20 protein-coding genes and 1 pseudogene are annotated in these 24302 nt (G+C 62.3%); 14 read left to right on the top strand and 7 right to left on the bottom strand.

Features of this window, described 5'->3' with window-relative positions:
* Positions 1-396 precede the first annotated feature (396 nt).
* The 5 genes from ACIGJI_RS07130 (at position 397) to ACIGJI_RS07110 (ending at position 6206) form a co-directional block, all read left to right on the top strand.
* Positions 397-1134 (top strand): TnsA-like heteromeric transposase endonuclease subunit, encoded by a 738-nt coding sequence (locus ACIGJI_RS07130; protein ID WP_082066568.1) that lies wholly within the window; start codon positions 397-399, stop codon positions 1132-1134.
* Complete coding sequence (locus tag ACIGJI_RS07125) at positions 1134-3137, top strand: Mu transposase C-terminal domain-containing protein (protein WP_052748609.1); 2004 nt, start codon at positions 1134-1136, stop codon at positions 3135-3137. The genes ACIGJI_RS07130 and ACIGJI_RS07125 overlap by 1 nt, the downstream gene beginning before the upstream one ends.
* The gene (locus tag ACIGJI_RS07120; protein ID WP_045264203.1) at positions 3134-4162 is read left to right on the top strand and encodes an ATP-binding protein; all 1029 of its coding nucleotides are present in this window, start codon (positions 3134-3136) and stop codon (positions 4160-4162) included. Before ACIGJI_RS07125 ends, ACIGJI_RS07120 begins: the two co-directional genes overlap by 4 nt.
* Entirely contained in the window at positions 4159-5061 is a 903-nt protein-coding gene (locus ACIGJI_RS07115; protein ID WP_153243565.1) for a TniQ family protein, read from the top strand. The genes ACIGJI_RS07120 and ACIGJI_RS07115 overlap by 4 nt, the downstream gene beginning before the upstream one ends.
* Positions 5062-5543: 482 nt before the next feature.
* Positions 5544-6206, top strand: coding sequence for a hypothetical protein (locus ACIGJI_RS07110; RefSeq protein ID WP_045264201.1), 663 nt, complete (start codon positions 5544-5546; stop codon positions 6204-6206).
* Here ACIGJI_RS07110 and ACIGJI_RS07105 read toward each other — a convergent pair.
* A complete protein-coding gene (locus tag ACIGJI_RS07105) occupies positions 6087-6371 on the bottom strand; it encodes a helix-turn-helix domain-containing protein (protein ID WP_197073245.1) in 285 nt (94 codons plus the stop codon). The two genes, ACIGJI_RS07110 and ACIGJI_RS07105, sit on opposite strands and share 120 nt — an antisense overlap.
* 262 nt (positions 6372-6633) lie before the next feature.
* On the opposite strand from ACIGJI_RS07105, the gene ACIGJI_RS07100 reads away from it, so the two are divergent.
* Together ACIGJI_RS07100 and ACIGJI_RS07095 are read left to right on the top strand one after the other, a co-directional pair.
* Positions 6634-7056 (top strand): hypothetical protein, encoded by a 423-nt coding sequence (locus tag ACIGJI_RS07100; protein WP_156149170.1) that lies wholly within the window; start codon positions 6634-6636, stop codon positions 7054-7056.
* Between the two features lie 86 nt (positions 7057-7142).
* Positions 7143-7520, top strand: coding sequence for a hypothetical protein (locus tag ACIGJI_RS07095; RefSeq protein WP_045264199.1), 378 nt, complete (start codon positions 7143-7145; stop codon positions 7518-7520).
* 23 nt (positions 7521-7543) lie between these two features.
* Here ACIGJI_RS07095 and ACIGJI_RS07090 read toward each other — a convergent pair whose 3' ends face one another.
* On the bottom strand, positions 7544-8020 hold the full coding sequence (locus ACIGJI_RS07090) for an HAD domain-containing protein (RefSeq protein ID WP_045264198.1): 477 nt from the start codon (positions 8018-8020) through the stop codon (positions 7544-7546).
* A 476-nt stretch (positions 8021-8496) separates the two neighbouring features.
* Here ACIGJI_RS07090 and ACIGJI_RS07085 point away from each other — a divergent pair, with 476 nt between their 5' ends.
* Positions 8497-11217 (top strand): ATP-dependent RecD-like DNA helicase, encoded by a 2721-nt coding sequence (locus ACIGJI_RS07085; RefSeq protein ID WP_062635597.1) that lies wholly within the window; start codon positions 8497-8499, stop codon positions 11215-11217.
* 184 nt (positions 11218-11401) lie between these two features.
* Here the strand turns inward: ACIGJI_RS07085 and ACIGJI_RS07080 are convergent, their stop codons facing one another.
* A complete protein-coding gene (locus tag ACIGJI_RS07080; RefSeq protein WP_046746359.1) occupies positions 11402-14197 on the bottom strand; it encodes an NACHT domain-containing NTPase in 2796 nt (931 codons plus the stop codon).
* Positions 14198-14436: 239 nt separating this feature from the next.
* Here ACIGJI_RS07080 and ACIGJI_RS07075 point away from each other — a divergent pair, with 239 nt between their 5' ends.
* On the top strand, positions 14437-15306 hold the full coding sequence (locus tag ACIGJI_RS07075) for a hypothetical protein (protein WP_259953529.1): 870 nt from the start codon (positions 14437-14439) through the stop codon (positions 15304-15306).
* Positions 15307-15708: 402 nt separating this feature from the next.
* Here the strand turns inward: ACIGJI_RS07075 and ACIGJI_RS07070 are convergent, their stop codons facing one another.
* Positions 15709-17334 carry a hypothetical protein gene (locus ACIGJI_RS07070; protein WP_046746362.1) on the bottom strand — a complete coding sequence of 542 codons (1626 nt, stop codon included), beginning with the start codon at positions 17332-17334 and terminating at the stop codon, positions 15709-15711.
* Positions 17334-18206 (bottom strand): HNH endonuclease, encoded by an 873-nt coding sequence (locus tag ACIGJI_RS07065; RefSeq protein ID WP_153243569.1) that lies wholly within the window; start codon positions 18204-18206, stop codon positions 17334-17336. Before ACIGJI_RS07065 ends, ACIGJI_RS07070 begins: the two co-directional genes overlap by 1 nt.
* Before the next feature lie 365 nt (positions 18207-18571).
* Between ACIGJI_RS07065 and ACIGJI_RS07060 the strand changes: the two genes are divergently transcribed.
* The 3 genes and pseudogenes from ACIGJI_RS07060 to ACIGJI_RS07050 all read left to right on the top strand — a co-directional run bounded on the left by ACIGJI_RS07060 (position 18572) and on the right by ACIGJI_RS07050 (position 20425).
* Positions 18572-19126, top strand: a complete 555-nt coding sequence (locus ACIGJI_RS07060; protein ID WP_197073244.1) for an SLATT domain-containing protein — start codon at positions 18572-18574, stop codon at positions 19124-19126.
* A pseudogene (locus tag ACIGJI_RS07055) lies at positions 19126-19542 on the top strand (nucleotidyltransferase); the annotation flags it as partial. The gene ACIGJI_RS07060 and the pseudogene ACIGJI_RS07055, both read left to right, overlap by 1 nt.
* 229 nt (positions 19543-19771) lie before the next feature.
* Positions 19772-20425: a hypothetical protein gene (locus ACIGJI_RS07050; RefSeq protein WP_050304882.1), complete on the top strand. Its 654-nt coding sequence runs from the start codon at positions 19772-19774 to the stop codon at positions 20423-20425.
* A gap of 491 nt (positions 20426-20916) precedes the next feature.
* On the opposite strand, the gene ACIGJI_RS07045 is transcribed toward ACIGJI_RS07050, so the two are convergent.
* Together ACIGJI_RS07045 and ACIGJI_RS07040 are read right to left on the bottom strand one after the other, a co-directional pair.
* On the bottom strand, positions 20917-21315 hold the full coding sequence (locus tag ACIGJI_RS07045; protein ID WP_259953528.1) for a low molecular weight phosphatase family protein: 399 nt from the start codon (positions 21313-21315) through the stop codon (positions 20917-20919).
* Positions 21316-21337: 22 nt separating this feature from the next.
* Positions 21338-22012 (bottom strand): helix-turn-helix domain-containing protein, encoded by a 675-nt coding sequence (locus ACIGJI_RS07040; protein ID WP_363444625.1) that lies wholly within the window; start codon positions 22010-22012, stop codon positions 21338-21340.
* A gap of 48 nt (positions 22013-22060) precedes the next feature.
* On the opposite strand from ACIGJI_RS07040, the gene ACIGJI_RS07035 reads away from it, so the two are divergent.
* Complete coding sequence (locus ACIGJI_RS07035; protein WP_363444622.1) at positions 22061-22822, top strand: MIP/aquaporin family protein; 762 nt, start codon at positions 22061-22063, stop codon at positions 22820-22822.
* A gap of 11 nt (positions 22823-22833) precedes the next feature.
* Entirely contained in the window at positions 22834-24234 is a 1401-nt protein-coding gene (locus ACIGJI_RS07030; RefSeq protein ID WP_045264187.1) for an FAD-dependent oxidoreductase, read from the top strand.
* The last annotated feature ends 68 nt before the right edge of the window (positions 24235-24302 follow it).

Genomic DNA, 24302 nt, shown 5'->3' with positions numbered 1-24302 from the left:
GGCCCTTGTCCCTTGCACCAAGAGTGTCCTGCAATCACATGCGGTGGATGCCACAGCAAACATTCACCGTGCGATCACTGTATAACGGCGAGGTAACGAATGCAACGGTTTGATCACAAATGGCAGGCCCCCCGCGACGATGTGTCCGATCTCACGAAAAGTGTCGGAGTCTCACGAAGGCTGTCGGAGAGTCTCACGAAAGTGTCGGAGTCTCACTAGACGTGTCGGAAGAGCGGCGTGTCGACCAGCCTCGTTGGGTGCCGGACATAGTCTGCCCGTGAGCAGATCCCCAGTCGGGGCATCTTTGTCAGGGCTCAGGACATAGGCCAGTACCGCTCCCCAGGAGAGAGGCTGACTGCCGAATAGGAAGTATCCGTCGATGTCGATTGGATCCCTATGGACCTGACTCAGCAGTGGCCTGTTCCTCCCACCACTAAAGCCAACCGGACGCGAGCTCGCGTTGAGTACCGTCTCGATGGCGTGCAACTAGAGCTCGACGCCGTCGACTGCGACAGCGTGCCCTTCGAACGAGGCGATCCCGTTCGGAACTTTCCCAGTTGGCGGCTCAAGCGTCATTACGACGGCTACCACTGGATGGGTGCGCTTGGCGCGTCTGTCGGATTCGAGTCGCTGACGGAGCGGGGCTGCCTCATCGAATTGGACCGCACCCCGGGCGTGGTTGCGATCGCCAGCCAGCCCATGTGGATCCGATGGACCACACCCGACGGCCCGCGCGAGCACTGCCCGGACTACTTCGTGCGTCTGGACGACGGGCACGCCGTGCTGATGGACGTCAAGCCGGCGACTCAGATCAAGGACGACGTCAGAAGACAGTTCGACATGACAGCGGTGTTCGCCGCTGAGCGCGGCTGGCGGTATGTCGTCTATGACGCGGAATCGGTAGTCCGCGAGGCCAACCTCCGATTCCTGGGCCCGTTTCGAGACTGGGCGAGCAGCGAAGAACTGCCAATGCTCCCAGAAGATGGGCTGCCCCTGGCTGAGGTAGCTGCGCTGCTCGGCGTCGGATCCGAGGGCTTCGCACACTGCTACGCGCACCTCTGGTCAGGGGCGCTCGAGGCAGATCTCGATCAAGCCCTCAACATCAGAACGATCGTGTGGCAAAGGAGCGTGTAATGCGGGTTGTAGTTGGCGGGTCGCTCACGTGGCGTCAACGCAAGTTCTCGGTCTTGTTCATCGAGAAGGATTCGGCGATGCTCCGAGATGAGGACGGAAGTGAGGTCGAAGTCGCTCTCGACGAGCTTCGACATGATGCAACACCGGTGCCTAGCGACACTTCAGGTCTGCTGAACCTTCCTCTGCAGGTGCAGGACATCACGCCGGACATGGATGCGTGGCTGCAATCCTGCATACGTATCGAGGCGACCCGAGAAGAGATCGGGGTCGGGAAGGCTGTTGAAGCAGAGCGCGAGTGGCTGGAGGTGCGCCTAAGTAGAACTGTCTCCACGCGCGCCGTGGAGCGTCGGCTTAAAGCGTTCCGAGAGCAGGGGACGACCACTGCAGGCAAAGGCTCCCCACGCAAGAGCACATGGGATCCACGCCTCGTCGAGGCCATCAACCACGTACTCGGAGGAAAGAGCCGCGCCTCGACTGTGAGTCGAACTACAGCGATCGAACAAATCATGAGGCGCGTCGAACGTCTCCACGGCGATGCGGTGAAGCTGCCGAGCCGAGCGACGTTCTTCCGACTTCTCGAAGCAGACGAGCACGGGCAATTCACCTTCGGTTCGGCCAAGACTCGCGAGTCGCTTGCGCTTCAACCCGACGGCACATTCGGCACTCGCACCGCACTGCGTCCCGGCGAACTGGTCGAGATGGACTCCACGCGGATTGATGTCATGTTGCGGATCGATGACGAAACCGTCGGCCGGCCCGAACTGACGATTCTCCTTGACGTCGCAACGCGCTCGATTCTTGCCGCGATGCTCCGCCCCGAAGGGACGAAGAGCGTCGACCTGGTGGCTGTCCTTGCACGGGCCCTGGTGCCCTATGGCCGGCGTATGGAAGGGGTTCGCGAGACCCGACAGCTGATTTCGACGGCATGGGCTGACGATCAACTGATCGATCAGGAGCGATTTGAGCGATTGCGTATCGCGCAGCCGTATGTGTTTCCGGACACGATCACCACCGACCGCGGACGAAACTATTTGTCGCGGCATTTCCGCGCTGCGTGTGAAACCTTGAATATCTCGCTGATCACCTCGGCGCCGCACACACCAACGGACAAACCGCACGTAGAGCGAGCGTTCGGGGCAATCAACTCAATGCTGCTGCAGCATGTGAAGGGATATGTCGGCCGCAGCGTCGAACATCGCGGGCGCGACACAGACACGGAATCCGACGAACTACTGACGATCGCACAGGCCCAGGAGCTCCTAGAGGACTGGATCGCGGTCGAGTGGCAGAATCGTCCGCATGACGGACTGCGGGACCCGTTGCATCCGCGCATCAAGTTGTCGCCGAACGAGATGTGTCGCGCGTTCCGCGCTTACGTGCCCGAACTCCACGTACCGCTGACGCGAGACGACTACATCGCGCTGCTACCTGTGGACTACCGAGTTCTGAACCGCTACGGCGTGCGCATCGATAACCGCGTCTACAACTCCGAGCGGCTCAAAGGCCTGTGGAGGCGCAAGTCTCCTGACAAAGCGCGGAACGGCCGATGGCCGATCCGCGTAGACCCCTACAATCTGCACGTCGTCTGGCTCGAGCGGGACGGCGAGTTCATCCCTCTGAGATGGTCCAATCAGGTCCATGAACTCCCGATGCTGGGTGATGTCTGGCGGTACGCTCGCACGTCGCGCTCCGGTGGTGTCGCGGATCTCGATGCTGAACGTCGCGAGCTTGCGATGGCGATCAAGGCGTTCGCCGGTCAAGGGAATCCGGCCCCTCGAAGCAACGGTCAGAAGCGAAGCGGGCGAGAGCGCGCTCGATTGGCAGCGATCGCTGAAGATCCGATGAACTTCACCAGTGTGAAGGGCATCGAGGACGAGAAACGACCTGCTGACGATGACAATTCGTCCATCGAGACCACCTCTACTGAGGAATGGCCTAACACCGGTGGCTTCCCTCTCATCGGAGACAGGCTCGACGAGGTGCGGCGGAGGATCGACGAATGATCGAGATCGCGACCAAGGAAGGCTGGCGCGAGCACGTCGACACCGCGTATGAGCGCCCGGCGCCGGTCACATCCGAGGAGCTTCGGGCCATGAGCTTCGGGGACCGCGCGTTATACAACCAGGGACGAGCTCAATACTCGCAGGCAGGCGCCTTCGTGCGGACACCGCAGTTCGAAGCCTTCCAGCGAGCCGTGCGGGATCGCGTCATGCTCAACGCCTACCGACGAGTCGGGAAGCTAGGCCTGATCCTCTCGGGGGAGCCAGGCCAGGGCAAGACTACTTCGCTAGTCGAGATCGGTAGAGCACACGAACGCAGGCGGCGAGACACCGGCCACCCGGCTGCGGGGCCGGGCATGCTCCCAGTCGTGTATGTCGCGGTACCCGCCCAGTGCTCAGCCAAAGCTCTGATGCATGAGTTCGCCCGATTCCTTGGTCTCCCGGTTCTCAGCAGGATGACCTACGGGGACCTGCTGGAAGCGGTCTCGAACGCCCTGCGCAGATGCTCCACCGAACTTGTCTTGGTCGATGACGTGCATCACCTCGATCTGAAGTACCGGCAGAACGTCGAGGCATCAGACATGCTCAAGCAGCTTTCCGAGCGATGTGGAGGCACGTTCGTCTACGCCGGAATCGCAGTTGAGGGGACCGGACTTCTCGACGGCTCACGTGGTGGGCAGATCGGGAAGCGATTCGAAGTGCACGTGGCCTTACCATTTCCTTTGATCTCGACCGCGGAGAAGGCTCGCTGGGGTGATCTGCTTCTCGCCATGGAGAGCTCACTGTGTCTAGCAGAGCAACGGCCAGGATCGATTCTGTCCGCGGCGCCGACACTGCACGCGCTGACGGGCGGGGAGATCGGACTGCTCAAGGACCTCTTGCAGTTCGCTGCCCTGAGCGCGATGGACGACGGAACCGAGAAGCTCGATTCGGCCGCATTTGAACGCGATCTTGCCCGCCGTCAGACGGCCGCAACGCTCCACACAAGCAAGCCGCGACGATCGCGAACGCCTGTGAGTGCGGCATGACCTCGCGTCCCGGGCTTCCGACTTCCGTTCGCCTGTATCCGGGAGAAACGGCGGCGAGCTACTGGGCGCGGCTTTGCGCCGCAAATGCAATCGGCGAAAAGGACCTCTGGTTGGCGTTGCGACGCGAGGATCGAACCCTCCCAATTCGGGTGACACCGAGAAGCGCCCTCCGGAAGATCGAGGCGTTGGGTGGGCTTCCGGATGGTGCATTGCTCCGCGAAGCCGGCGGTCGCGCCTGTGGACATGGTGGCGCCACGCGTCAAGTCGAATGCCCGAGTTGTCGCATGATTCCGGCAGCTGTGGCTCTCTGCAGACGGTGCGCCCGAGGCGATCAGGTCACAGTCGCGCGTATGCACGGTCCGGTCTGCGTGCGACACCGGAGGTGGCACGGAAGCGGCCGAGATATTCCCCTGCCGGGGAGGCACAAGCACCTGCTCGCGCAACGCCTGCTGAATGGAACTCTCACTCTTCGAGGTGTGCCGTATCGGTCACCCGAAGTTGATGCGGCCGCGGAGTTGCTGCGACTGCGAAATCTCGAAGGTGGGTGCGCAGCTGAACTTCTGGATGACGAGATTCTTCAATTTCCGCGGCGAATCGCGCTCACTGCGCGGCTCACTGACGCTCGTCTCGCGAACGTTCTGATGTCGCAGGGTCTCGGTGGGTACGCACTGGCAATGCTGTTCGATCGCGTAGTCGCCGCGCACTCTCTAGGGCATCGCGCCGTGGACGGCATCTTCGACAGCCTGAGAATTCAGGGACGGGAACTCTGGATCGGCAGGTCCGCGGTCGCGACGCAAGGCGGCTGCGTGCTTACGCCCGCTGCCAGGCGCATGCTTCCGAGGGTCAAGGCGATCAGGGCGCATGTGCTGAACCATCGTGTGGAACTGAGGTCGAGGTAGGCATGCGAACTCTTCCCTGTCGTGTGATTCCGCTGCCCGGGGAGACGCCTGCCGGTTTCCTGGCTAGGTTGGCCGTCGCCAACTCGCTCGATCTCAGCGCGCTCACCCACTATTTGGAGCGGACGGTTGGTGCCAACAGGTCGAGCTCGACCAACGCTCGATTCACATCTGCGACTGAGGCAATCGGTGCGCTGCCTCCCGGGTACTTCGCCAAGGAGCGCGCACGCTTCCGTCTGTATCGGCGCTGCCACCACGTTCGGTGGATGCTTCGACGCTGCGCCACGTGCGAAGTTGTTGATCGCGCTCGCTCCGCGTGCTTGGTATGCAGCGACGGAAACCCGACTGAGGTGTTCAGTAGGGGAGGTGGGTTTTGCATTCGCCACCGTCGATGGCACTTCCTCGGTGAAGATGAACTCCTGTCCACCCCGTCGGCGTGCCATCGCGCCGAACAGTCGATTTCAGGAGTCCTTTGGAGACGTGGAGTGACGATGCACACGGGCGAATACGACCTTGCCCTGCGCTTGATCATCGACAGCTGGCAAGAGCGACCTGACGCGCGCTGGCTCCGAGCCTCGTGCTCGTATGCGCCGGCAGTTGACCTGCTCGTGACGCTAACGCACCCTGACGTCACGCTCAGCTTGTTTGCACTCGCCGAGAGCGACTCCCAGCAGGTCGAAGGGCTTATCGGGCTCGTCGTAGGCATTGGAGGTGGAAGCCGGACGGCGGAACTGGAATCGACCGCAGCCACGGTCGTAGCGGTTCACCGCGCCGCGATGTACACCGCGATCCGAATGCCGAAGTCGAGCGGGGCGACGGTATCGAAAACGCCATTTGAGAAGGGGGTCGCGGAAGCGTCCTACCGTGAGAAAGCGGTTCTCCTGCGCCACATCACGCGCTCCGGCAGAAGAGCGGACATCCTGGAGCGTTCTGTGCGTGCGGCACCTGCATCTCGGGTCGTATCCCGGCGCATCGTTCCCGGCTGGGCCGACGATGCACCGTGGGTCACGCAGGGGCCTGAACAGCGCTCAGCGACTTCGAAGATCGGGAGCGTTCCCCGGGACCAGATCGGTCAAGGTGATGCCGAGCACCTGGGTGAGAGCCAGGAGAGTTCGCAACGTCGGGTTAGCCGGGTGGCCGGGGCGTGATTCGCCCTTCTCGTACTTCTGATACGTGTACCGGGTCAGCCCGGCGCGGTAGGCCACGTCTTCCTGGCTCAGATTGGCTTTGTGGCGAGCAGTGCGAAGGGAAGTGGCGAAGCGCTGCGCGAACGCATCCCAATCTGCTTCCAAGTCGTCGTTCCGCTGGCGCACCTTCCAAGCGTCTAGATCCGGGCTCTCATGCTTGGCCTAATCGATATGGCATAATTTGGGAGGCCATACGAAACAATCATCATCTTCGTCGGATTGCTCCGCTACTCCCTGCACGTGTGCTGCCCATCCCGGTGACTGGCGGTCGCGCCGCGGGATCGGCCCGTGCATGCGACCGCGAAATGTGATGGTGTGCGTCATGTGTGAGGCGTTCCCGATCTGGTGGCAGGACATCACGAGTCCGCCGCCTACAGAATGGGTGTACATGTTCGAAGAGTTCACCGGCGATGACACCGCGGAGGAATGGGCGCTGGCTGCCGCCATCTTCATCGCGCAGACTCGACGCCGCACGGGCCTCGGTCCGACGTTCGCCGAACTCTTCACCCACCTGCTGCCCGACACCGGTGGATTGCCGGGTCCTTTCCCAGAACTCGAGTTCATGGAGCGCCGACGGGCGGTCACGGGATTTCGAGGTCACGCCGCTATCGAGTGGCGTCGTCGAGGAATGATTAGCTTCGACAGGGCCGTGATGCGCAGTCTGCGCGTAGGGCGCGCGTTCCGTGAGCATTCTCGACGGCGGCAACAGTCCCGAGCGTCCCTAGTTGCCCGTAACGGTTCGAAGCATTCCACACTGGTCCTGCTTGCGGAACCGCTGGAGGTGGCTGACGAAACGAACGAAGGTACGTAGGCTCCCATCGAGCCGATGTACCCGTGAGCCACCACTAGCCCGTTCGAGTCGTCTAGAGCGGAGAACGTCGATCAGGAGGGGACGATATGACTGAGAACGCTCCGCCGGGGCTTCGGCGGATCATTGCTCGCATCGAACCTGGCTGGCCTGAGCTCATCGATGTGAGCTCCGGCTGGTACCCGCTTCTCGACCGGCTTGACAGAAAGCTCGCGGCGATCGCTCCGGGCTACGTCGTTCAGCAGATCAAATCAAAGTTTGGCTCTCTCAGCTTTTACGCTCGTGCATCCGACGACGTCTACGACTACAACGAAGTGTTCAGCGACGCCATCCTTGCTGCTGAGTGGGAGAGCACGAGGACCTGCGAAGAATGCGGGGCACCGGCGAGGACCTACACGATCCGAATGTGGGTGTGGGCACTCTGCGCGTCTCACGCTCGTGCCAAGGCCGGGGAAGCATCCGAATGAGGGCCGCCCTGCCTGGCGGACGTTCAGACTACGAGCTGCTCGTCTAGGAACTGATCAATTTGCCCAACATCGGCAAGGGTGAGGCCCACGAACTTGTCGGGGCGGACGACCAGCGATGGGACCTCCGTCATCGCGGTTAGCCGTTGCTCAGCGTCCTCGGGAGCTCGATCGTCTGCCCACACGACCGCATCTGGGCCCGTCTGCCGGATGTGCGAGATGAGGCTCATCGTCCGCCATCCACTCTTTGGCCAGTTTTGCCAGGGCACGTAAGGGCCATTGAGCTTGCCGCGTAACGGCTCGCGGATCAACCAGCCGACCTGATCGCGCGGCCAAGTCGTCAACCACGCGAACTGCACGTCGGCTCGCAGTGCGAGATCGTCAAGCGCGTCCACGAGGTCATCGTCGACCGTCATCCAGGAGCGCCAGCCTTGTGCGTTCTGGTGCAGCGTGCGCTCTTCCTCGCGGTGGATCCTGGAGATCGTGCCATCGACGTCGAGCACAAGCAGTGCGGAGCGCTGATGCGAGCGTCTATCCATGATCAGGCATCTCCCCGTAAGTGCTCGGGGGTTTGGACGTGCAGCCGCCTTGACGTGTCCGACGAAGGCTCCGAGATCGTCATAGCGCGAGCTTACGACCCCCTTGAGTTTGAGGTGGAAGTGGCTAAGCGTGAGTGGTCAGCGACGCCGGGTGCCGAGTGATGCGCCGGAGTGTCTCCTTCGGGTGGGAGAAGCCGCGTGCGTTGAGAGCCTCGTGCGCTTGGTCGGTGGGGTACATGCCGGATGTAGGGGTGGCTCGTCAATTTATGAAGTGCTCGAGCGTAGCTCGGCTGCCGAGGTACGTGCTGAAGATTGGACGGAACTCGGCTAGTTCGTGACGTACTGCAACCACGCGCGGTACTTTGAGCGTACAGCGATCCATCCCAGCGCTCTGGCACGAGCCACAGGTTGGACACGACGAGGCTTGCAAGGGGGCGGCGATGAGAACAGTCGATGATCAGATCCGTAGCGCCGATCGTGCCATCTGTGACAGCATCGCTGCGCTGAAAGGCGATCGTGCACTTATGTCGCTCGTGGTTTTGTCACACCTTCGAAATCTCGTAGAGGGAGCAGCGGTTCGCCTTCACACGGGCCGTGCTGATGCTGACTACGACTACGACGCGATTCAGGCGGCGCTGGTCGCCATCGGGTCAGCGCCGAAGCGCGTTCAGTTCCTGCACCGTTTCCACAAATTGCTACAGGAGAGCGTGTCGCACTACACGATGGATGGTGACACCTCCGAGCGGCTGATGCTCAAGTACTACGAGTACCTCATCAGGCTACGCCTGCTGCTGCGGGCAGCTTGCAAGATTGAGACGCTCAATAATCTGGAGGATTTTCCGGTCAACCTCGATCCTTCACTTCGCGAGTACCACCGCAAGATCGCCGCCCGGATCGATGCCGTCCGCGCCAATCCGACACCAGGAGGTGTTCGGAACCGGTACTACGTCCATCGAATCCGGCCGATCTTCACGAAGGGGCGGATTCTCTACGAGGTAGTCTTCCGCGCGACGACTGATCACTTGCAGAAGGTCGACCGAATCATTGCCTTCACGGACATCGAGATGACGGACAAGTACGCGGCGAACCTTACCGTGGTTTCCGAAGCCATCGACGTGCTCGGCCAGACGATGCCGATCACCATCATCACGGACTGGGAGGTCTCGATTCGTCCGTGCGAGTTCGACAACTTCGCTCGGTTGTTCGGAGTGGCGTCGAAGGTATCGTCAGGGTCCAGTGAGTACCGCGTGCTTATGGAGTATTTGACTCGAACGGAGACTGGACTCCTCGATGTCGTCGCGCTTCCTGACACTAGGTTTGCGGGGCTACGAGAGGATGCCACGCGGCGCGTCCAGAAGGCGGCGATCTTTCCCGTGCTTGAGAGGGCCCGCGATCTGATTTCCCGCCATCGCCCCGGGCACAACATGATCCGCTACCTCATGCTCAGGATGAATAACCTGATCCTCAAGCAGCAGTACAGCTCTCAAACCTCTAGCCTGCTTTCGAATCTCAACCTGGATCGCGGATGCAAGCCATTCGATTCAATGCCCTTCTGCACCTCGCCGAAAAAGCACAACGTCACGTTCTCCGACCTGGTCGAAAGTCTGGACACTCGTGACCGCGTCCACGAGCTGCTTGCTCGTCGTGTAAAGAACAACGTCGAGCAGCACGGCATGCTCTACACACCCGATGAGGAGCTTGAGCGCTTCGGCGACATTGACGCTTTGATCGCGACCTTCAACAGCAAGCTCTGGCACGGGCACCGCCCGGCGCGGGACCTCGTCCACGACAAGAAGCACGTCTTCGTCCAGGAGTACGAAGACGACTCGGTCGAGATCATCGAAGAACTTCAGGCCCACGCCAAATCTGGGATCGGCGGATATACCGAGGCGGTCGAGCGATGGCTTGAGGAGACGCCGACGGTGAACGTGGATGATCCGGTGAAAGAGGCAGCGCTCAAAGCACTGTTCGCGAGTTCCCAGGTCGCCTTGATCTACGGTGCAGCCGGCACGGGAAAGTCGACGATGATCGACCACATCGCTCACTTTTTCAACGACAAGAGGAAGTTGTTCCTGGCGCACACCAATCCGGCGAAGAACAACCTTGAGCGGCGCGTCAGTGCCCAGAACTCCACGTTTCGAACGATCGCGAGCCACCTCTGGAACGACACCGGCACCGAATTTGACGTGCTGTTCATTGACGAGTGCAGCATCGTCAGCAACGACGATCTCCTCCAGGTGCTACGGCGGACGTCGTTCGAACTACTTGTTCTTGTCGGGGACAGTTACCAGATCGAATCAATAAAATTCGGCAACTGGTTCACGTTGGCTCCGGCGTTCCTGCCGGACTCCTCGGTGTTCGAGCTCACCAGCCCCTACCGCACGAAGAGCGCCCAGCTACTGAAGTTCTGGGATGCCGTGCGCGGCATCGAGCCGAACATCGAAGAGTTGCTGGCTCACTACGGCTACTCAGCCGTGCTCGACGAGACCCTCTTCGCACCGCGCAATGACCAAGAGATCATCCTGTGCCTCAACTACGACGGCCTATACGGCATCAACAACATCAACCGGTTCCTCCAGAGCGGCAATCCTGGCGAAGCGACCGTTTGGGGCGTCTCAACGTACAAGATCGGCGACCCCGTCTTATTCGGGGACACCTCGCGATTCAGAGGAGTCATCTACAACAACCTCAAAGGAACGATTGTTGGAATCGAAACCTTCCCCGGTCAGATCCAGTTTGACATCGAGTTAGATCGGATACTCACGGCATTTGATGTCGCGCGAGTCTCCGGATTGCAGTGGCTCGGCGGCTCGACGGTCCGTTTCTCCGTTTCGGAGCAGGGGAGTACCGACGAGGAGGACGAGTCCAATAGCAAGACGGTTCCGTTCCAAGTCGCCTACGCGGTTTCCATCCACAAGGCGCAAGGTCTCGAGTACGATTCCGTGAAGGTTGTGATCACCGACGCCAACGAGGACCGCTTCTCACACAGCATCTTCTACACGGCGGTTACCCGAGCTCGAGAGCGCCTCACGATCTTTTGGACGCCAGAGACCCAACACGCTGTGTTGAGCCGGCTCGAACGACCGCACCAAGGACGGGACCTCGGTCTACTCCGTGGACGCCGCGGGCTCAAGTCGATTGGGTCGAAGAAGCGTCCCTAGTCTCCGGTCGGTGTCGCCACCGGCTGCTGAGCGGGGTCTGGTCAGGCCCAGCGGCAAGATCGGCACCACGACCCGCGTCGCCGAAGTGGGGAACAGCCCGAAATGGCCGACTTCATCTCCACTCGTCTCCGTGCATGTGTGCGGCGCGCGCGGCGGTTGGGGTTCGCGTGCAGTTTCGTGACGGTCAGTCGAGTTGGTCGGAGACGGGGCGGCGGCCGGCGCCGCGTTCGTAGATGACAGACACCCCGTGCGGGACGCGCCAGCTCTCGAGGGGGAGAGAGGCGATGAGGACTTCGAGGAGTGCGGCGGTGTGTGGGTCGTCGATCAGTTGCGCGGTCGAATTGTCGGTGACGGTGTCGTTGTGCACGAGGGTCACGCCGACCTCGCCGCTGCCGAACGGTGGTGCGTGGTAGAAGTTCAAAGCATCGAGGAGGGGTCTGAGGGCCACGACCGCGTCGCCGGGTTCTGGCAGCGACGAGATGTGGTCTTCGAGGACGGTGCCGAGGCAGTCGAAGGTCTCGGAGGTTCTCGACAAGATCGGTTCTGTGGCGTCCCGGAGCGCTGCCTGACTGATCCCTGCGTCGAGCTTGGTCATCGCGAGGAGGAACCGGGCGGTGTGACTTGCTCGTGGAGTCCCGGATAGGGCCTGGATGAGTGTGTTGCGAATGAGGCTTCGTGTGGTGGAATCGGCGCTGGCTGCTGCGGTGAGGCCGTCCGCGAACGCCTGCATGTTGCGTGGTGCCGGGCCGGTCAATGCTCGGAGGGCGACTTGGACGAGTCGGCGCAGCCATTTAGGTGTCTGGGTGGCGAGGCCATCGTCGAGGAGGGCAGCGGCGAGTTCGGGGCCGATCGGGCTCAACCAGCCGGGCCACGTCTCGCCGATGTCGACGTTCTCCACGATGTGGACGATCATTTCTCGTTGTTCGTCGGTGCCGTTGGAGAATACGTATCCGGCCATGAACACCCAGGTTGCGCGCCAGTGCGGGCTGGGGGCGAGGGCGATGAGCCGCGTGCGAAGGTTGGCGTCGTTGGTTTTCACGAGTGACCGAGCAGCCATGAGTTCTTGAAGGCTGCGGACTTCGAAGGCGAACCCGTCGTCTTCGGCGGGCACGAGGAGGACGAGCCGTTCGGTTGCGGCTTGCATGATCCGGTCCCCGATCTGGGTTCGGAGGCGGTCTGTGTCGTGTTCGAGTTCGGTGAGTCGGGCGTCGAGAAGCTCGCGCATCTGCCCGCGGGGCATCACCGATTTTTCGCCTCCGGAAGTTTCCGCCTTGATGTGGAGGACCCGGCCGACCGTTTCGTGCAGATAGATGATGGCGTGATTCTGTGACGCGAGGAGGGGTGCCAGGGTGGTGGGTTTTCCTGCTTCGCGCGTGTACATCGTGTCGAAGTACTGGGAGTAGAGCTGGTAGCGGTCCGAGGGCAGTGTTCCGACTCGCTCCAGGATGATCGTCATGATCAGTACCTGGAGCGGAGTCTTCATGAGGCGTTGCATCGTGCTCAGTGAGAACTGACGTTCCAGGGACGCGAGGAGTGGGTCTCGGCGGTCCGGATCGTCGGCGAGGCGCCGTTGAGTGACCATGCGCCCGTAGCGTTCTGCTGTTTCCCGATCGAGGGAGGTGAGGTTAAGTTGACGGAATCGTTCGGGCATGAATCGTTCCGCGTCGCTGGAGGGGCGGGTGGTGACGATGCAGAGGAGGTCGGCGTTGCTGTTCTCGAGGTCTTCCACAAAGTAGGTGATCGCGTCGAGCACTCGTGGGCGGACCTCGAGCGCGGTCACTTCATCGAGCCCGTCGAGGATGATGATCGACGGCCAGGAGGTGAGCCACCGTTTGAGGACGTTCGGTTTGATGTCGATGTCGGCCCGGCGCGAGATCGTGTCGGCGAGGAATCGGAGCAGCATGAGGTCGCCGCTCGGCCCGATGGCCGCAGCGAAATCCGTGAGCCTGATGAGCACGGGCCATCGCCGCCCGGTAGGACCATCCGTCCCGAGGCCGCGGAATGCTGCCTCGGTTGCTTCGCGGACGTGCCGAGCGGTGGGTGGCAGAGACTCTTCTGCCGCAAATTGTGAGCGAAATGCCTGCGTGACGAATTTCGTGATGGTGCTCTTGCCGCTTCCTGCTCGTCCGGTTATGACGACGTGGGGGCGCTCCACCCGATCGGCCATCATGGGTTTCAGCACAGCGCTTGACCGGGTGAAGATCTCGGAGAGGACCGTAGACTCCGTTGCGTCTTCGTCGGTAGTTTTCAGGTCGATGACGATCTGCTCGACGGACTCGCGGTCGCTGCCGCCAGCTTCTTGAAAATGGACCCAGCGTTCGGCGGACAGCGCCGCTCCCGCGTGGGTGTGTAAGAAGGGATGCAGCTCGTCGGGCCTCAAGGTGTCGGAAATCTGAGTGAGGCGTTCGAGCAGGTCACCCACGGTGAGGAGAGCCCTGAACCCGTTGCGCACGGATCCGTGCGCGGTGAGAAGAGAGTTGACTTTGTCTCGGTGCCACACCCGGATCTGTCGAAGGCCGCGCTTTCGCAGGGTGACTCTCGGGTCGCCGGACGCGGGGTTGTCCAACCATTTGGCAAGGTGCGCGGTGAGGCGGTCGATGCCGGCGCCCGGCGCACTCGAGATGCGGGCGTTCGTGACGAAAAGGAGGTGGTCCGGGACTGAAGCCCGGGTGCTGGACATGTCCAGCCATTTCTCGAGTTCCGCGTCGATCTGCTTGAGAAGCCAAGAGAGGTTGTTAGCGGGATCGACGGAGTGATGCTCGCGCTGTTTCGCTTGGATCACCGTGTACCCATCCCACACGTTCGGATCGTCAGGCTCGGTGCCCCACCGAATGAGCCCACGGAAGGTGGCCTCGCGCCCCCCGTCCGGCCCCGCCCCGAAGGCTTCAAGCCCTGGACCGAACACCTCCTCACACACGGCGATCGTCATTTGTTCGAAAGCGCGCGGACTGAGTTCCTCGAGCGGGTAGTCCTGGGCCATGGGGGCTCCATTCGTGGTCTTTCGAGGCGAGACGATTCAATACGTGACAGATCCAGTCGGTCGCATCAATGTACCGAACAGGGCCACTGTTTCACGGCAGGGTGCTCGCCGAGGCTGCTCGAGCAGGAGCGTTGAAGATTGTGCGAAGCGCCCTCCCTTACGAGTGACCCGTGCCGAACATGTCCGGAGAAGCGCAGAGCGTCGGCCTCGGTAAGATCACGTGACCGCCAGGAGGCCACGTGATCTATCTAGCCGCCCTCGCCTGCGTCGCGCCGGCCCCTAATCCTCTTGCCGACCTGGTGCAGGTGGGGATCCTGGTCGTCGCGGCTGTGGCACTCTTCTGGGCTGTCCGGGAGTGGGTATGGGGCGGCAGCATCCTGAAGGTGCAGCTCGAGCTCGGCCGAACCGATGGCCTCCGGATGGTACGTGCCTCTCCGGCAGATATGGAGAACCCCGATGCCATCGACTGGCGGATGCCATACAGACTGGACGGTCCCGCACTCGATGTCGCTGTCATCACAGTGATCAACAAGGGCCGAACCCCGGTGACGGTACTCAGCCCGGCGCTGCTCTTCAGCTCGAAGGGTGCGGAGGACTTGCGAGTGTCGGGTCAGCTGGTAGGCGGCAGCTGGGGAGAGGACGAAAGCCGGATCCGGCTCGAGGTCCATGACTCCTGCGTCTTTACCCTGATGCTGCAGCCGATGGCCGTCATCGCGCGCAGCGACATGACCTTCCAGAAGCCTCAAGGAGCGGGGGGAAATATCTGGGCTCGCGCAGCCGTGACGTCGGGGAAAGGTGGCGTCAAACTATCGCCGAGCTCCGTCCGGTCGAGAGCGAAGTGGTACTCGCTGAACCGCCTGGATGCTCGATGGAAGGTGAGCACTCCGTTGCGCGGGAAACCCCTCACTCCCACCGAAGAGCTGATGGCGCAGTTCCTAGCCCCCGGCGGAGATGTCTACGATCAATCGGTGCTGCTCGGCAGCGTGCTCGGTGCCGCGGAAGCAGGAGAATCCGTGAACGAGCTCGCCGCGCGGGTCGAAGACCGATACGGGATCATGAATGCCGGCAAGATCGCGATGCGCGCGATGGTCCTCGCTGGGAAGCTCTAGGGGCTTCGCGGCCTTCGAGAGTGCAGGCTGACCGCTACGCCAATGGCTGCGCACGGGCACCTCGCCCCGGGCGCTTCTGATTGGGGAGGGTAGTGCGGGGTGCAGCTGTGTACGTGAGCGTGAGGATCTCGCCAGCTGCAGGGGTCTTCACGGCGAGTGGTCGATAGGTGCGTTCCCACTCGGCGGGCACCGCGAACTCCGCAGGCGGCTCCAGGTGAGACAGGCGCGTTTCGCGTCGATCGCCATCTGCAGCCCGCCACTATGGCGTAGTTGGTGAAGCCCGCGTGCAGGAAAGTTCTGGTGAGGATCGCGCCTGCCTTGCTGGCCGAGACGGAACTGATGGGCTGCCGGTGCTCTGTCCGTGCTCGGCGCGTCGACTGCGTTGTGCCGAACTCGTCGGTGCTACGGGAACGACTTTTCATCGATTCCGGTGAGATCCCACGGCGACGCGAGCACTGGCTCGGTTTCAGAGCGGACTAACCGTGTGGGGGCCCACGCTACAAGGTGCTCGCCTTGCGGCGGACTCATGATGTAGTCGCGCGGGTGCCCGGGGCTGTCGGTCGCCGTGGTGGGATGCACCTCGAGCTGCTGATGCCAGAGGTGCGTCGCGGGCGTTGGGATCTGTTGCCCGGCGAACGCGATCGATCCCTCCTTGATGGTGATGACCTGCGGTGGATTTCCCGATGGTGAGGTGACGGTCGCGCTCTTTAGGCGGGCATGGACGACTTTGCCTTCCCAGATCAGACGTGTCTGCCGCAGTCTGACGCGTTCCAGGTTAGTGAAGCGTCCGTTGCAGACTCCGATCTCATTTCCCGTGATCCTCTCGATCTCGATCACATCACTGAGCGCCTCCTCGATAACGCGCATCTGGAGTTCCTCTTCGGCGCTGAGGTCCTCCATCGAGATGGTGATGTTTCCGCCGGGGACGTCGAACACCGCGCGATCTGCTGAGTGCAGGCGCCGTGCGAGCTGTGTGGAGCGAAGCTTTTGCGCGTTTGTGAGTTCGAGGTACTTTTCCTCAGCGAGGGTGCATGCGACTGCCCGATCGTTCTCGAATGTGAACGCGAAGGTGAGGATGAGGCACCCATCGACGAAAATGTCCCATTCGACGCCGCCTTCTTCAGGGCGACGGTGCATGACTGCGGCTTCGAGGTTCGTATGCTCGTCGCCAGTCTGAAGGGTGAGGGACACCTGATTGGCGGGGTCCTGCAGGAACAGGTCAGAGACGGTGAAGCGCGACCATTCGGTCGGCAGGTCGCTGCCTTCCGCTAGATCAGGGACCGCGGTGCCGGTGTCGGCGTAAAACACGCGCACATCGATCGGTGACTCCGACTCGTGAACGCTTACCGCGGACGTCCATGCATCATCAGGCAACATGATCAGCGATCGTTCTTGCAGGTCGCGAACAAGGTCCAATGTGTCGAGTGTGAGCATTGCGATGCGCGAGAACACGCGAACCGCCGCGGTGTAGCGCTCCTTGAGATCATGCTCGAGCGCCGCCACCTTCGCTCCGCGGGGGTCCGCGTGGACGAGATCTGCGTAGAGCCAGCCTGCCGCAAGTTGCGTATCCGAGACGATGCTGGTCGGTGCATGATCGGGTCCGACCGCCTGAACGGTGTATCCCTGGACTTGTGTTCCCTGGATTTCCGTAGACCCCCAGGCTGCTCGTAGGGCCGTGATTCGCTGCCTATCGGAAGCTGATGCCGCCCCGGCAGTCAATGCGGTGATCGCGTCGAGGACCCGGTTGTAAAAGATCGGCTCCGACTCGACCGTGAGCGGGCGCAGGCGAGCGACGAGAGACTCGAAGGTCTCCTCATCGGGCAGGTCCTCTACGACGGTAAAGCGGCCCGCGAGATCGATGTTGCCGCGGATCATGGTGTTGGCGAACGCCTGGAGGCGGTCCCTCGACTGCGAGAGTGAGTGCGCGGCAACCCGTCGCGCACGCAGAACAAAGCGTTCCACGATCTTTGCGGGCTCGATCGTCGGTGCCACCTTCTTCTGGCCGCGACGATCGTTCTGAGCCGCCATCAGTCCACACGCCTTGTGAATCCCGTGATCGGGTCGAACGGCCAATCGACGGCGAAGACGCGATTGAAGCTGATCACCATTGCCGATTCCGTTAGTTCATCCGAGGCTGCCATCAAGATGATCTCGCCAGGGCTCGGTTCGTGTGCGGAACGCGCGACCTTGATGGACCTCGCTACGTCGCCGAGCTCAGCCTTCTGGTCACGGGGCACGTCTCGGGCAACGAGGAGCTCAGCTCTCAACGCATCAGCGCGGGGCGTCCGCGGGATCGCGTGCAGCGCAACGCATCCGGCCAAATATGCAGTCTTGACCGCTGCGATGTGCGAACGGGTTGCGTCGACAATCTCGTAGCTCATCTCGAACTCCTGTTCTCCCAAGATCTGAGAGACCGCCGGGTCGTGTTTGCCGTGTTGGAAGAGAACAAACCCGCCGGATGCGTTCTCGCGTAGTAGGTACTCGCCAACGCTGCGGCGGCCGGGAACGGTCTTGCCCGAGAGTCGTACCTTCCCGATCGCGTTCTCATACCAATTGCGCAGGTGCGGCTCGTACTTGCTGCCGAACTCGTTGTTGCAATTTTCACAGGTCATCGTGATCACGCTCCCGCCAACTGAGTGGGGCGGCACATGCTCTCGGCTTCGCGGCTCCGGCGCGAAGCAGATCGGGCAAACACCAAAGTCGACAAAATCGAACGCGACAGGGAGCGCCTGAAAATACCGCTCTGTTCCCAATGGCCGCGGCATACGCACCTCGAGCGTCGACCCATCCTCCAGACGAAGAACGGCCTGGCTGAGCTCAGGGATGCCGCGACCATTCGCACGCCCATTGACGCTTTCAATCACACCGCGTACACGAGGCTGGCCAGACGAATCGCTCACGGGTCAGACTGTACTCGTCGTCCTCGACGTTGCGGGAATGTCCGCTAGCTCTCTAAATCGAGGAAGTAGCGCGACTGCGTCGCCTCTATCGGTGAATTCGCTCAGGCTTCATGACGGATCGCGCTTGTGAGCCGGATGTAAATTCCGGGGCATGCAGAGTCGTTTCTCTCTGGGGTGAACGGAAAGAGTCGTAGCCTGCGCGGGACTTCGTCCCCAACGTTCCGGCCGAGCTACGCCCATTGGTTCGCCTTCGAAACGGGCCGTGTCGGTGTCCGCCGCTAGCATGCACTTGCGGCGGACTGTCGCCGTGGGCTGGGGGAAAGATGCATCGACGAGAGACAGAACCGTCAGAGGCGGGTCGTGACTTGCTTCTCAACCAGGTGAGAGAGCTATATGGGCGCATCGCGTACACGCAGAAGACCCATGAGAAGCAAGCTGACATCTGCGCGATGTCCTCGCGGAGGCAAAGAGTCTGGAAGTTCGTTCTCACGGCGGTCGGATCGGGGACGTTCCTAGCGTCACTCTTCGGGCTGCTGCTGGACCCGCAGTGGGCATCGCTAGCTACCTCCTTCATCGCCGTGCTAGTCACGGCGGCAAGCCTGGGTGACCGGACATTCCGATACGGCGAGGAGATGCAGCAGCACCGCGACACCGCGGCTTTGCTATGGAACTTGCGGGAGTCGTATCTGTCGCTGATTGTGGACCTGAAGTCCGAGTCTCTGCCGCTCGACCAGGCGCGGCAGAAACGAGACGAGCTGCAGAAGGCGGCTCAGGCCGTGCTGAAGGACGCCCCGCGAACGACACCGCAGGCGTATGCCATGGCTCAATCCGGCCTGAAGGACAAGGAAGATCTCACTCTCAGCACGCAGGAGATCGATTTGATGCTGCCGGAGGCGCTTCGAGAGGATTGGGAGCACTGATGTCGCAAACCGGTGACATCTTCGATGGTCTCCTCACCAATCTCAGGGTCAACACTGCTGAGAGCATCGCCGACCGGCGGGACGAAGTAACGAAAGCTCTGAACAGCGAGTTCCGCAGCTTGACCGGCTCCACGGCGAACAAGCTGATGGTCGGTTCCTACGGTCGTTGGACAGCGATCAAAGGTATATCGGACCTTGACCTCCTGTACATATTGCCGTCCAGTCTGCGCGCCTCATACGAGGAGGAAGGCGGGCCGCTCAAAGCGCTGCGGCGCGCCCGCGCTGCGATCCAGAAGCGGTATCCGACGACGACTGTCGGGGTCGACAGGCTGGTCGTCGTAGTGGAGTTCTCGAACTTCACTTTCGAGGTGCAGCCCGTGTTCGAAAACGAGGACGGGTCCTTCGACTACCCGGACACTTACAGCGACTCGTGGAAGATGACGAAGCCTCGCGATGAGATCTCCGCAATCAGCGAGGAAGACTCAGCTACTAGTGGCAATCTGCGACGCTTGTGCAAGCTCGCTCGAGCATGGCGCAACAAGCAAGGAGTCGTGATGGGCGGGCTGCTCGTAGACACCCTTGCGTACAATTTCCTAACGTCTACGACGGAACATCGCTCTGGCACGTCCCGAATCCTACGGCGAGATGATGCGCGACTTCCTTCTGTACCTCGCGGACCAGGTGGACCACGATTTCTATCTGGCGCTTGGAAGCCGTCAGCGCGTTCGAGTCAAGAAGCGCTTCCAGAAGAAGGCTGCGTCCGGCGCTGAGCTTTGCACCGAGGCGGTCGACGCTGCTGGTCAGAAGAACGAGTACAAGAAGTGGAGAGCAGTATTCGGAAAGTCCGTCCCAGCAGTAGTGGCTGGAGGGGAGAATGCGCTTGCAGCCAGATCGTTCAACGACACGGAGGAGTTCATCGAGGACACCCATCCCGTGGACATCCGTTTTTCGGTCGAGATCAGCTGTACCGTGACCCAGGACGGATTCCGTCCTACCTCGCTGAACTCATTTCTCAACCTGTTCTCGCTACTGCCCGCAAAGAAACAACTTACGTTCGCGATCGACAACATCGACGTGCCGGGATCATATGAGGTGCGTTGGAAGGTACTGAACCGAGGAGCCGAAGCTGAGCGGCGGGATCACGTACGCGGTGAGATCATCCGTCCGACCCACGGCACCGAGCGCCGCGAAGTGACCTCCTTCCGAGGGAATCATTACGTGGAGTGCTACGTCATCCAGCGCAACGTCGTCGTGGCTCGCGGGCATATCGACATCCCGATCGCAGCAGAGTCTTCCTAGACCGCGCCCCTGGTGCAGTGGGTGCCCATGCCCGCGGCCCTGCGGCGATCCACCCTGCCACAGGTGACTGGCTCCAACGCCTCTCGAGCAAGTCAGCTTGGTCGATCATTCTCGTCGTCGGAATTTTGATAAGCGTCATGAGGCAAGTCGCTCCATGTGCCGGCTACAGCTGTCCCGGAAACTCGCGGGATCGCGATCCGATCTCACGACAACTCTCGTGAGATCGGACATCAAGCAGATTTCGACAGGCCTGTCGTTTCTCACGAAAGTCGTCACTTTCTCACGAATGTTGTCGCAGTTCTCATGGAAGGTGGCGGATTCTCATGAAACCTGTCGCAGCACCGATCGGCGGCGAAGCTACCGACCCCGCCGAGAATGATCGTGTACGGCGGGATGACTCGTACAGCCGCTGAATGGGGTCCAGAAACGTGAGCCGTCAGAGGGTTTTGGCAGGCGTATTCGCTGACCTCTGGCGCTCCGCTCCAGTCAGCTCAACGGTTGAGAAGTGAGCTCTGGATCTTCTCGGATACGGCTTGGCGCAGCGGGCGCACTGCTTCGGCGTCCCAGGACTCCGGGTTGGGGAACGACCATTCCAGCACTTCGCCGCGGGGGGTGGAAGGCAGGGTGAGTCCGGGCTTCATCAGGACCACGATGTCGGCAGTATCCAGGTCGTCGATGGTGACGGCGCGAGGTGCCCGGGCGGTGATGTCCATTCCGAGTTCTGCGACTGTGGTGGCCACGGCGGGGTTCACTTGGTCGGCAGGGGCGAGGCCTGCGGAGGTGGCGCGGAATCGGTCGCCGGCCAGGTGCTCTAGGAGAGCTGCGCCGAGCTGTGAGCGGCCGGCGTTGTGCTGGCAGATGAATAGGACGGTGGGGGTGGTGTCGGTCACGGGTTTTCTTCCGGGTTGGGTTTCAGCTGGCGGCGAGACGGGGCGCGAGTTCCGCGATGCGGCGCTCCAGCTCGTCGTAAGTGGTGTCGAAGGCGTCATCGGTGCCGATCCGCACGGGGTCGGGGATCGACCAGTGCAGGTGCCCGGAGACGCCGAGTTCTTCGTGAGCGTTATCGCACACCGTCACCACGAAATCCGAATCGGTCAGGACCGAAGTCAGGGCGCGCGGTGATTCCGTAGGCAGCGCGAGGGCGTGGCGCTCGGCTGTAGCAACCGCGCCCGGATCTATCCGCTCGGCCGGGTGCGTTCCTCCCGATGACGCCGGGATGCTGCTGCGGGTAGACCACAATGCCGCAGCAAGCTGCGACCGGGCGGAGTTCGCCGTACAGACGAACACGACGCGATCCGCGCGCTCCACTCGGCCGGGAGTGAGCCCGCGAAGCGCGGTTTCGGTCAGGTGAACATAGCTGCGCCGTTTGTCAGCCTCCGAGCGTGAACGTGAGACCATCCCCACGGACTCCAGCACATTCAGATGGTGTGTGACGAGGTTGGAGGGAAGGCCCAACGCCACCCCGATTTCGGTGGGGGAGAGGTCGCCCAGCGTGAGACGGTCGACGATCCGCAGGCGAGATGGGTCACCCAGCGCAGCGTGCTTCGCCGCGCGCGCCTCCACCTGATCAGTTCGTTCAGTGTTCATTGTTTCAATCTTGACTGAACTACACCTCTCGGGTCAAGATAAGCCGACATGAACATTGCTACCCGCTCCCAGTCCGAGCCCGCGCGACCTCACCTGCTGCGCCGAGCTGCTGCCGAGTTCCTTGGAACTGGCCTGCTCGTCACGATCGTTGTGGGTTCCGGCATCGCGGCGCAGCGACTCTCGCCGGATGACGTCGGCCTCCAACTGCTGGAGAACAGCCTGACCACCGCGCTCGGTCTGACGGTCCTGATCCTCATGCTGGGCCCCGTGTCCGGTGCGCACTTCAACCCCGTGGTGTCGATCGCGGATTGGCTGCTCGGACGCCGCGCCCGGACGGGACTCCCGCTGCGCGACCTCGCCCCGTACGTGCTCGCGCAAGTTCTCGGCGGTATCACCGGAACGTTCTTGGCGGGAGTGATGTTCGACGCGGCCCCCGCGCTCTCATCGAATGATCGCGCGACCGGTGGACACCTGGTCGGGGAGGTGGTCGCCACGGCGGGACTGGTGCTGTTGATCTTCGCGCTCGCGCGCACGGGCAAGGGATCTGCCACGGCGGCCGCGGTCGGTGCGTACATCGGCGCCGCGTACTGGTTCACAAGCTCTACGTCGTTCGCGAATCCCGCGGTGACGATCGCCCGCATGTTCACCGACACCTTTGCCGGCATTGCGCCCGCCTCTGTCGCGCCGTTCATCGCTGCACAGCTCGTCGGGGCTGCGATCGGCCTCGCTGTGCTGCTCGCCCTCTACCCGACCGCCTCCCGCACGGCCGGCGACGTCGTGGTCCCTCAGCAACTCGAAAACCAGCCCTGAAAGGCACCCTCATGCATCTTGTAGCGATCGGCGGAAGCGACGCTGGAATCTCCACCGCCCTCCGGGCCCGCGAACTCGACCCGTCCGTCGACGTCACCGTCGTGGTAGCCGATGCGTATCCGAACTTCTCGATCTGCGGCATCCCGTACTACTTCTCCCGCGAGGTGCAGCCCTGGCAGTCGCTCGCCCACCGCACCCACGCGGATCTCGAAGCCACCGGCATGAACCTCCGCCTGGACACCCTCGCCACGGGTATCGACGTCGACAGCCGACGACTCACGGTCCGCGACGCGCACGGCAGCGAATCGACCATCGCGTACGACGAACTCATGGTCGGCACCGGAGCATCCCCGTCAATCGCCGGCATCGCAGGCCTCGACCAGCTCGGGCCCGACGACGGCGTGCACCTGCTGCACTCGATGGGCGACACCTTCGCGCTCGAGAAGTACCTCGACGAACATCAGCCCGAGACGGCAATCATCGTCGGAGCTGGCTACGTCGGCCTCGAAATGGCCGAAGCGCTCACCGTGCGGGGCCTCCAGGTCACCCAGCTGCAGCGCGGCCCCGAAGTCCTCTCCACCCTCGATCCCGAACTCGGCTCCCTCGTCCACGACGAACTCACCCGACACGGCGTCGACGTCCTCACCGGCACGCGCGTCGAAGCCGTCGCCCGTGAAGCCGGACGGATCGCCGTCACCGGCACCCGTGACGGCGAAGCATTCTCCCGCAACGCTGACGTGGTCCTCGTCGTCGTCGGCGTGCGACCCAACACCAGCCTCCTCACCGCAGCCGGCGCAACCACGGGAGCGGGCGGCGCTGTCGTCGTCGACGAACAGATGCGCACCGGCCTGCCGAACGTGTGGGCGGCCGGCGACGGGGTGGTCACCCATCACCGCCTGCTCGGCGTCACATACCTTCCTCTCGGCACCACGGCGCATAAGCAAGGGCGCGTCGCAGGGGAGAACGCGATCGGCGGCGACACCCGATTTGCAGGGAGCCTCGGCACGCAGGTCGTGAAGGTCTTCGACGTCGTGGCCGCACGCACGGGGCTCCGCGACCACGAAGCCACAGCCGCCAGCTTCGCCCCGCACAGTCACACCGCGATCGCGGACGACCACAAACGGTACTACCCGGGCGCCACGCCCATCAGCATCCGCATCACCGGAGACACCAACGACGGCCGTCTGCTCGGCGCGCAGCTCGTCGGCACCCGCGGTGCCGAAATCTCCAAGCGCGTCGACACCTACGCCACGGCTCTGCACCACGGCATGACTGTCGCGGCGATGAGTGACCTCGACCTGTCGTACACGCCCCCGCTCGGCTCACCGTGGGACGCCGTGCAGGTCGCAACCCAGGCGTGGGAGCGGGAAACGCGCCGGTCGGCATCTGCGCTGCGACAGCCTGCTGCTTAGGATCGCTCTGACGTGGGGATACTCCGGGCCCACCAACGACGCTGGAAGCCTTACTCGAGTCCTCTTTC

The sequence above is a fragment of the Microbacterium sp. NPDC064978 genome, from assembly GCF_044543605.1.
GTDB lineage: Bacteria > Actinomycetota > Actinomycetes > Actinomycetales > Microbacteriaceae > Microbacterium > Microbacterium meiriae.
Note: the sequence above shows the minus strand (reverse complement) of the source record. Positions and strands in the feature narration are given on the sequence as shown.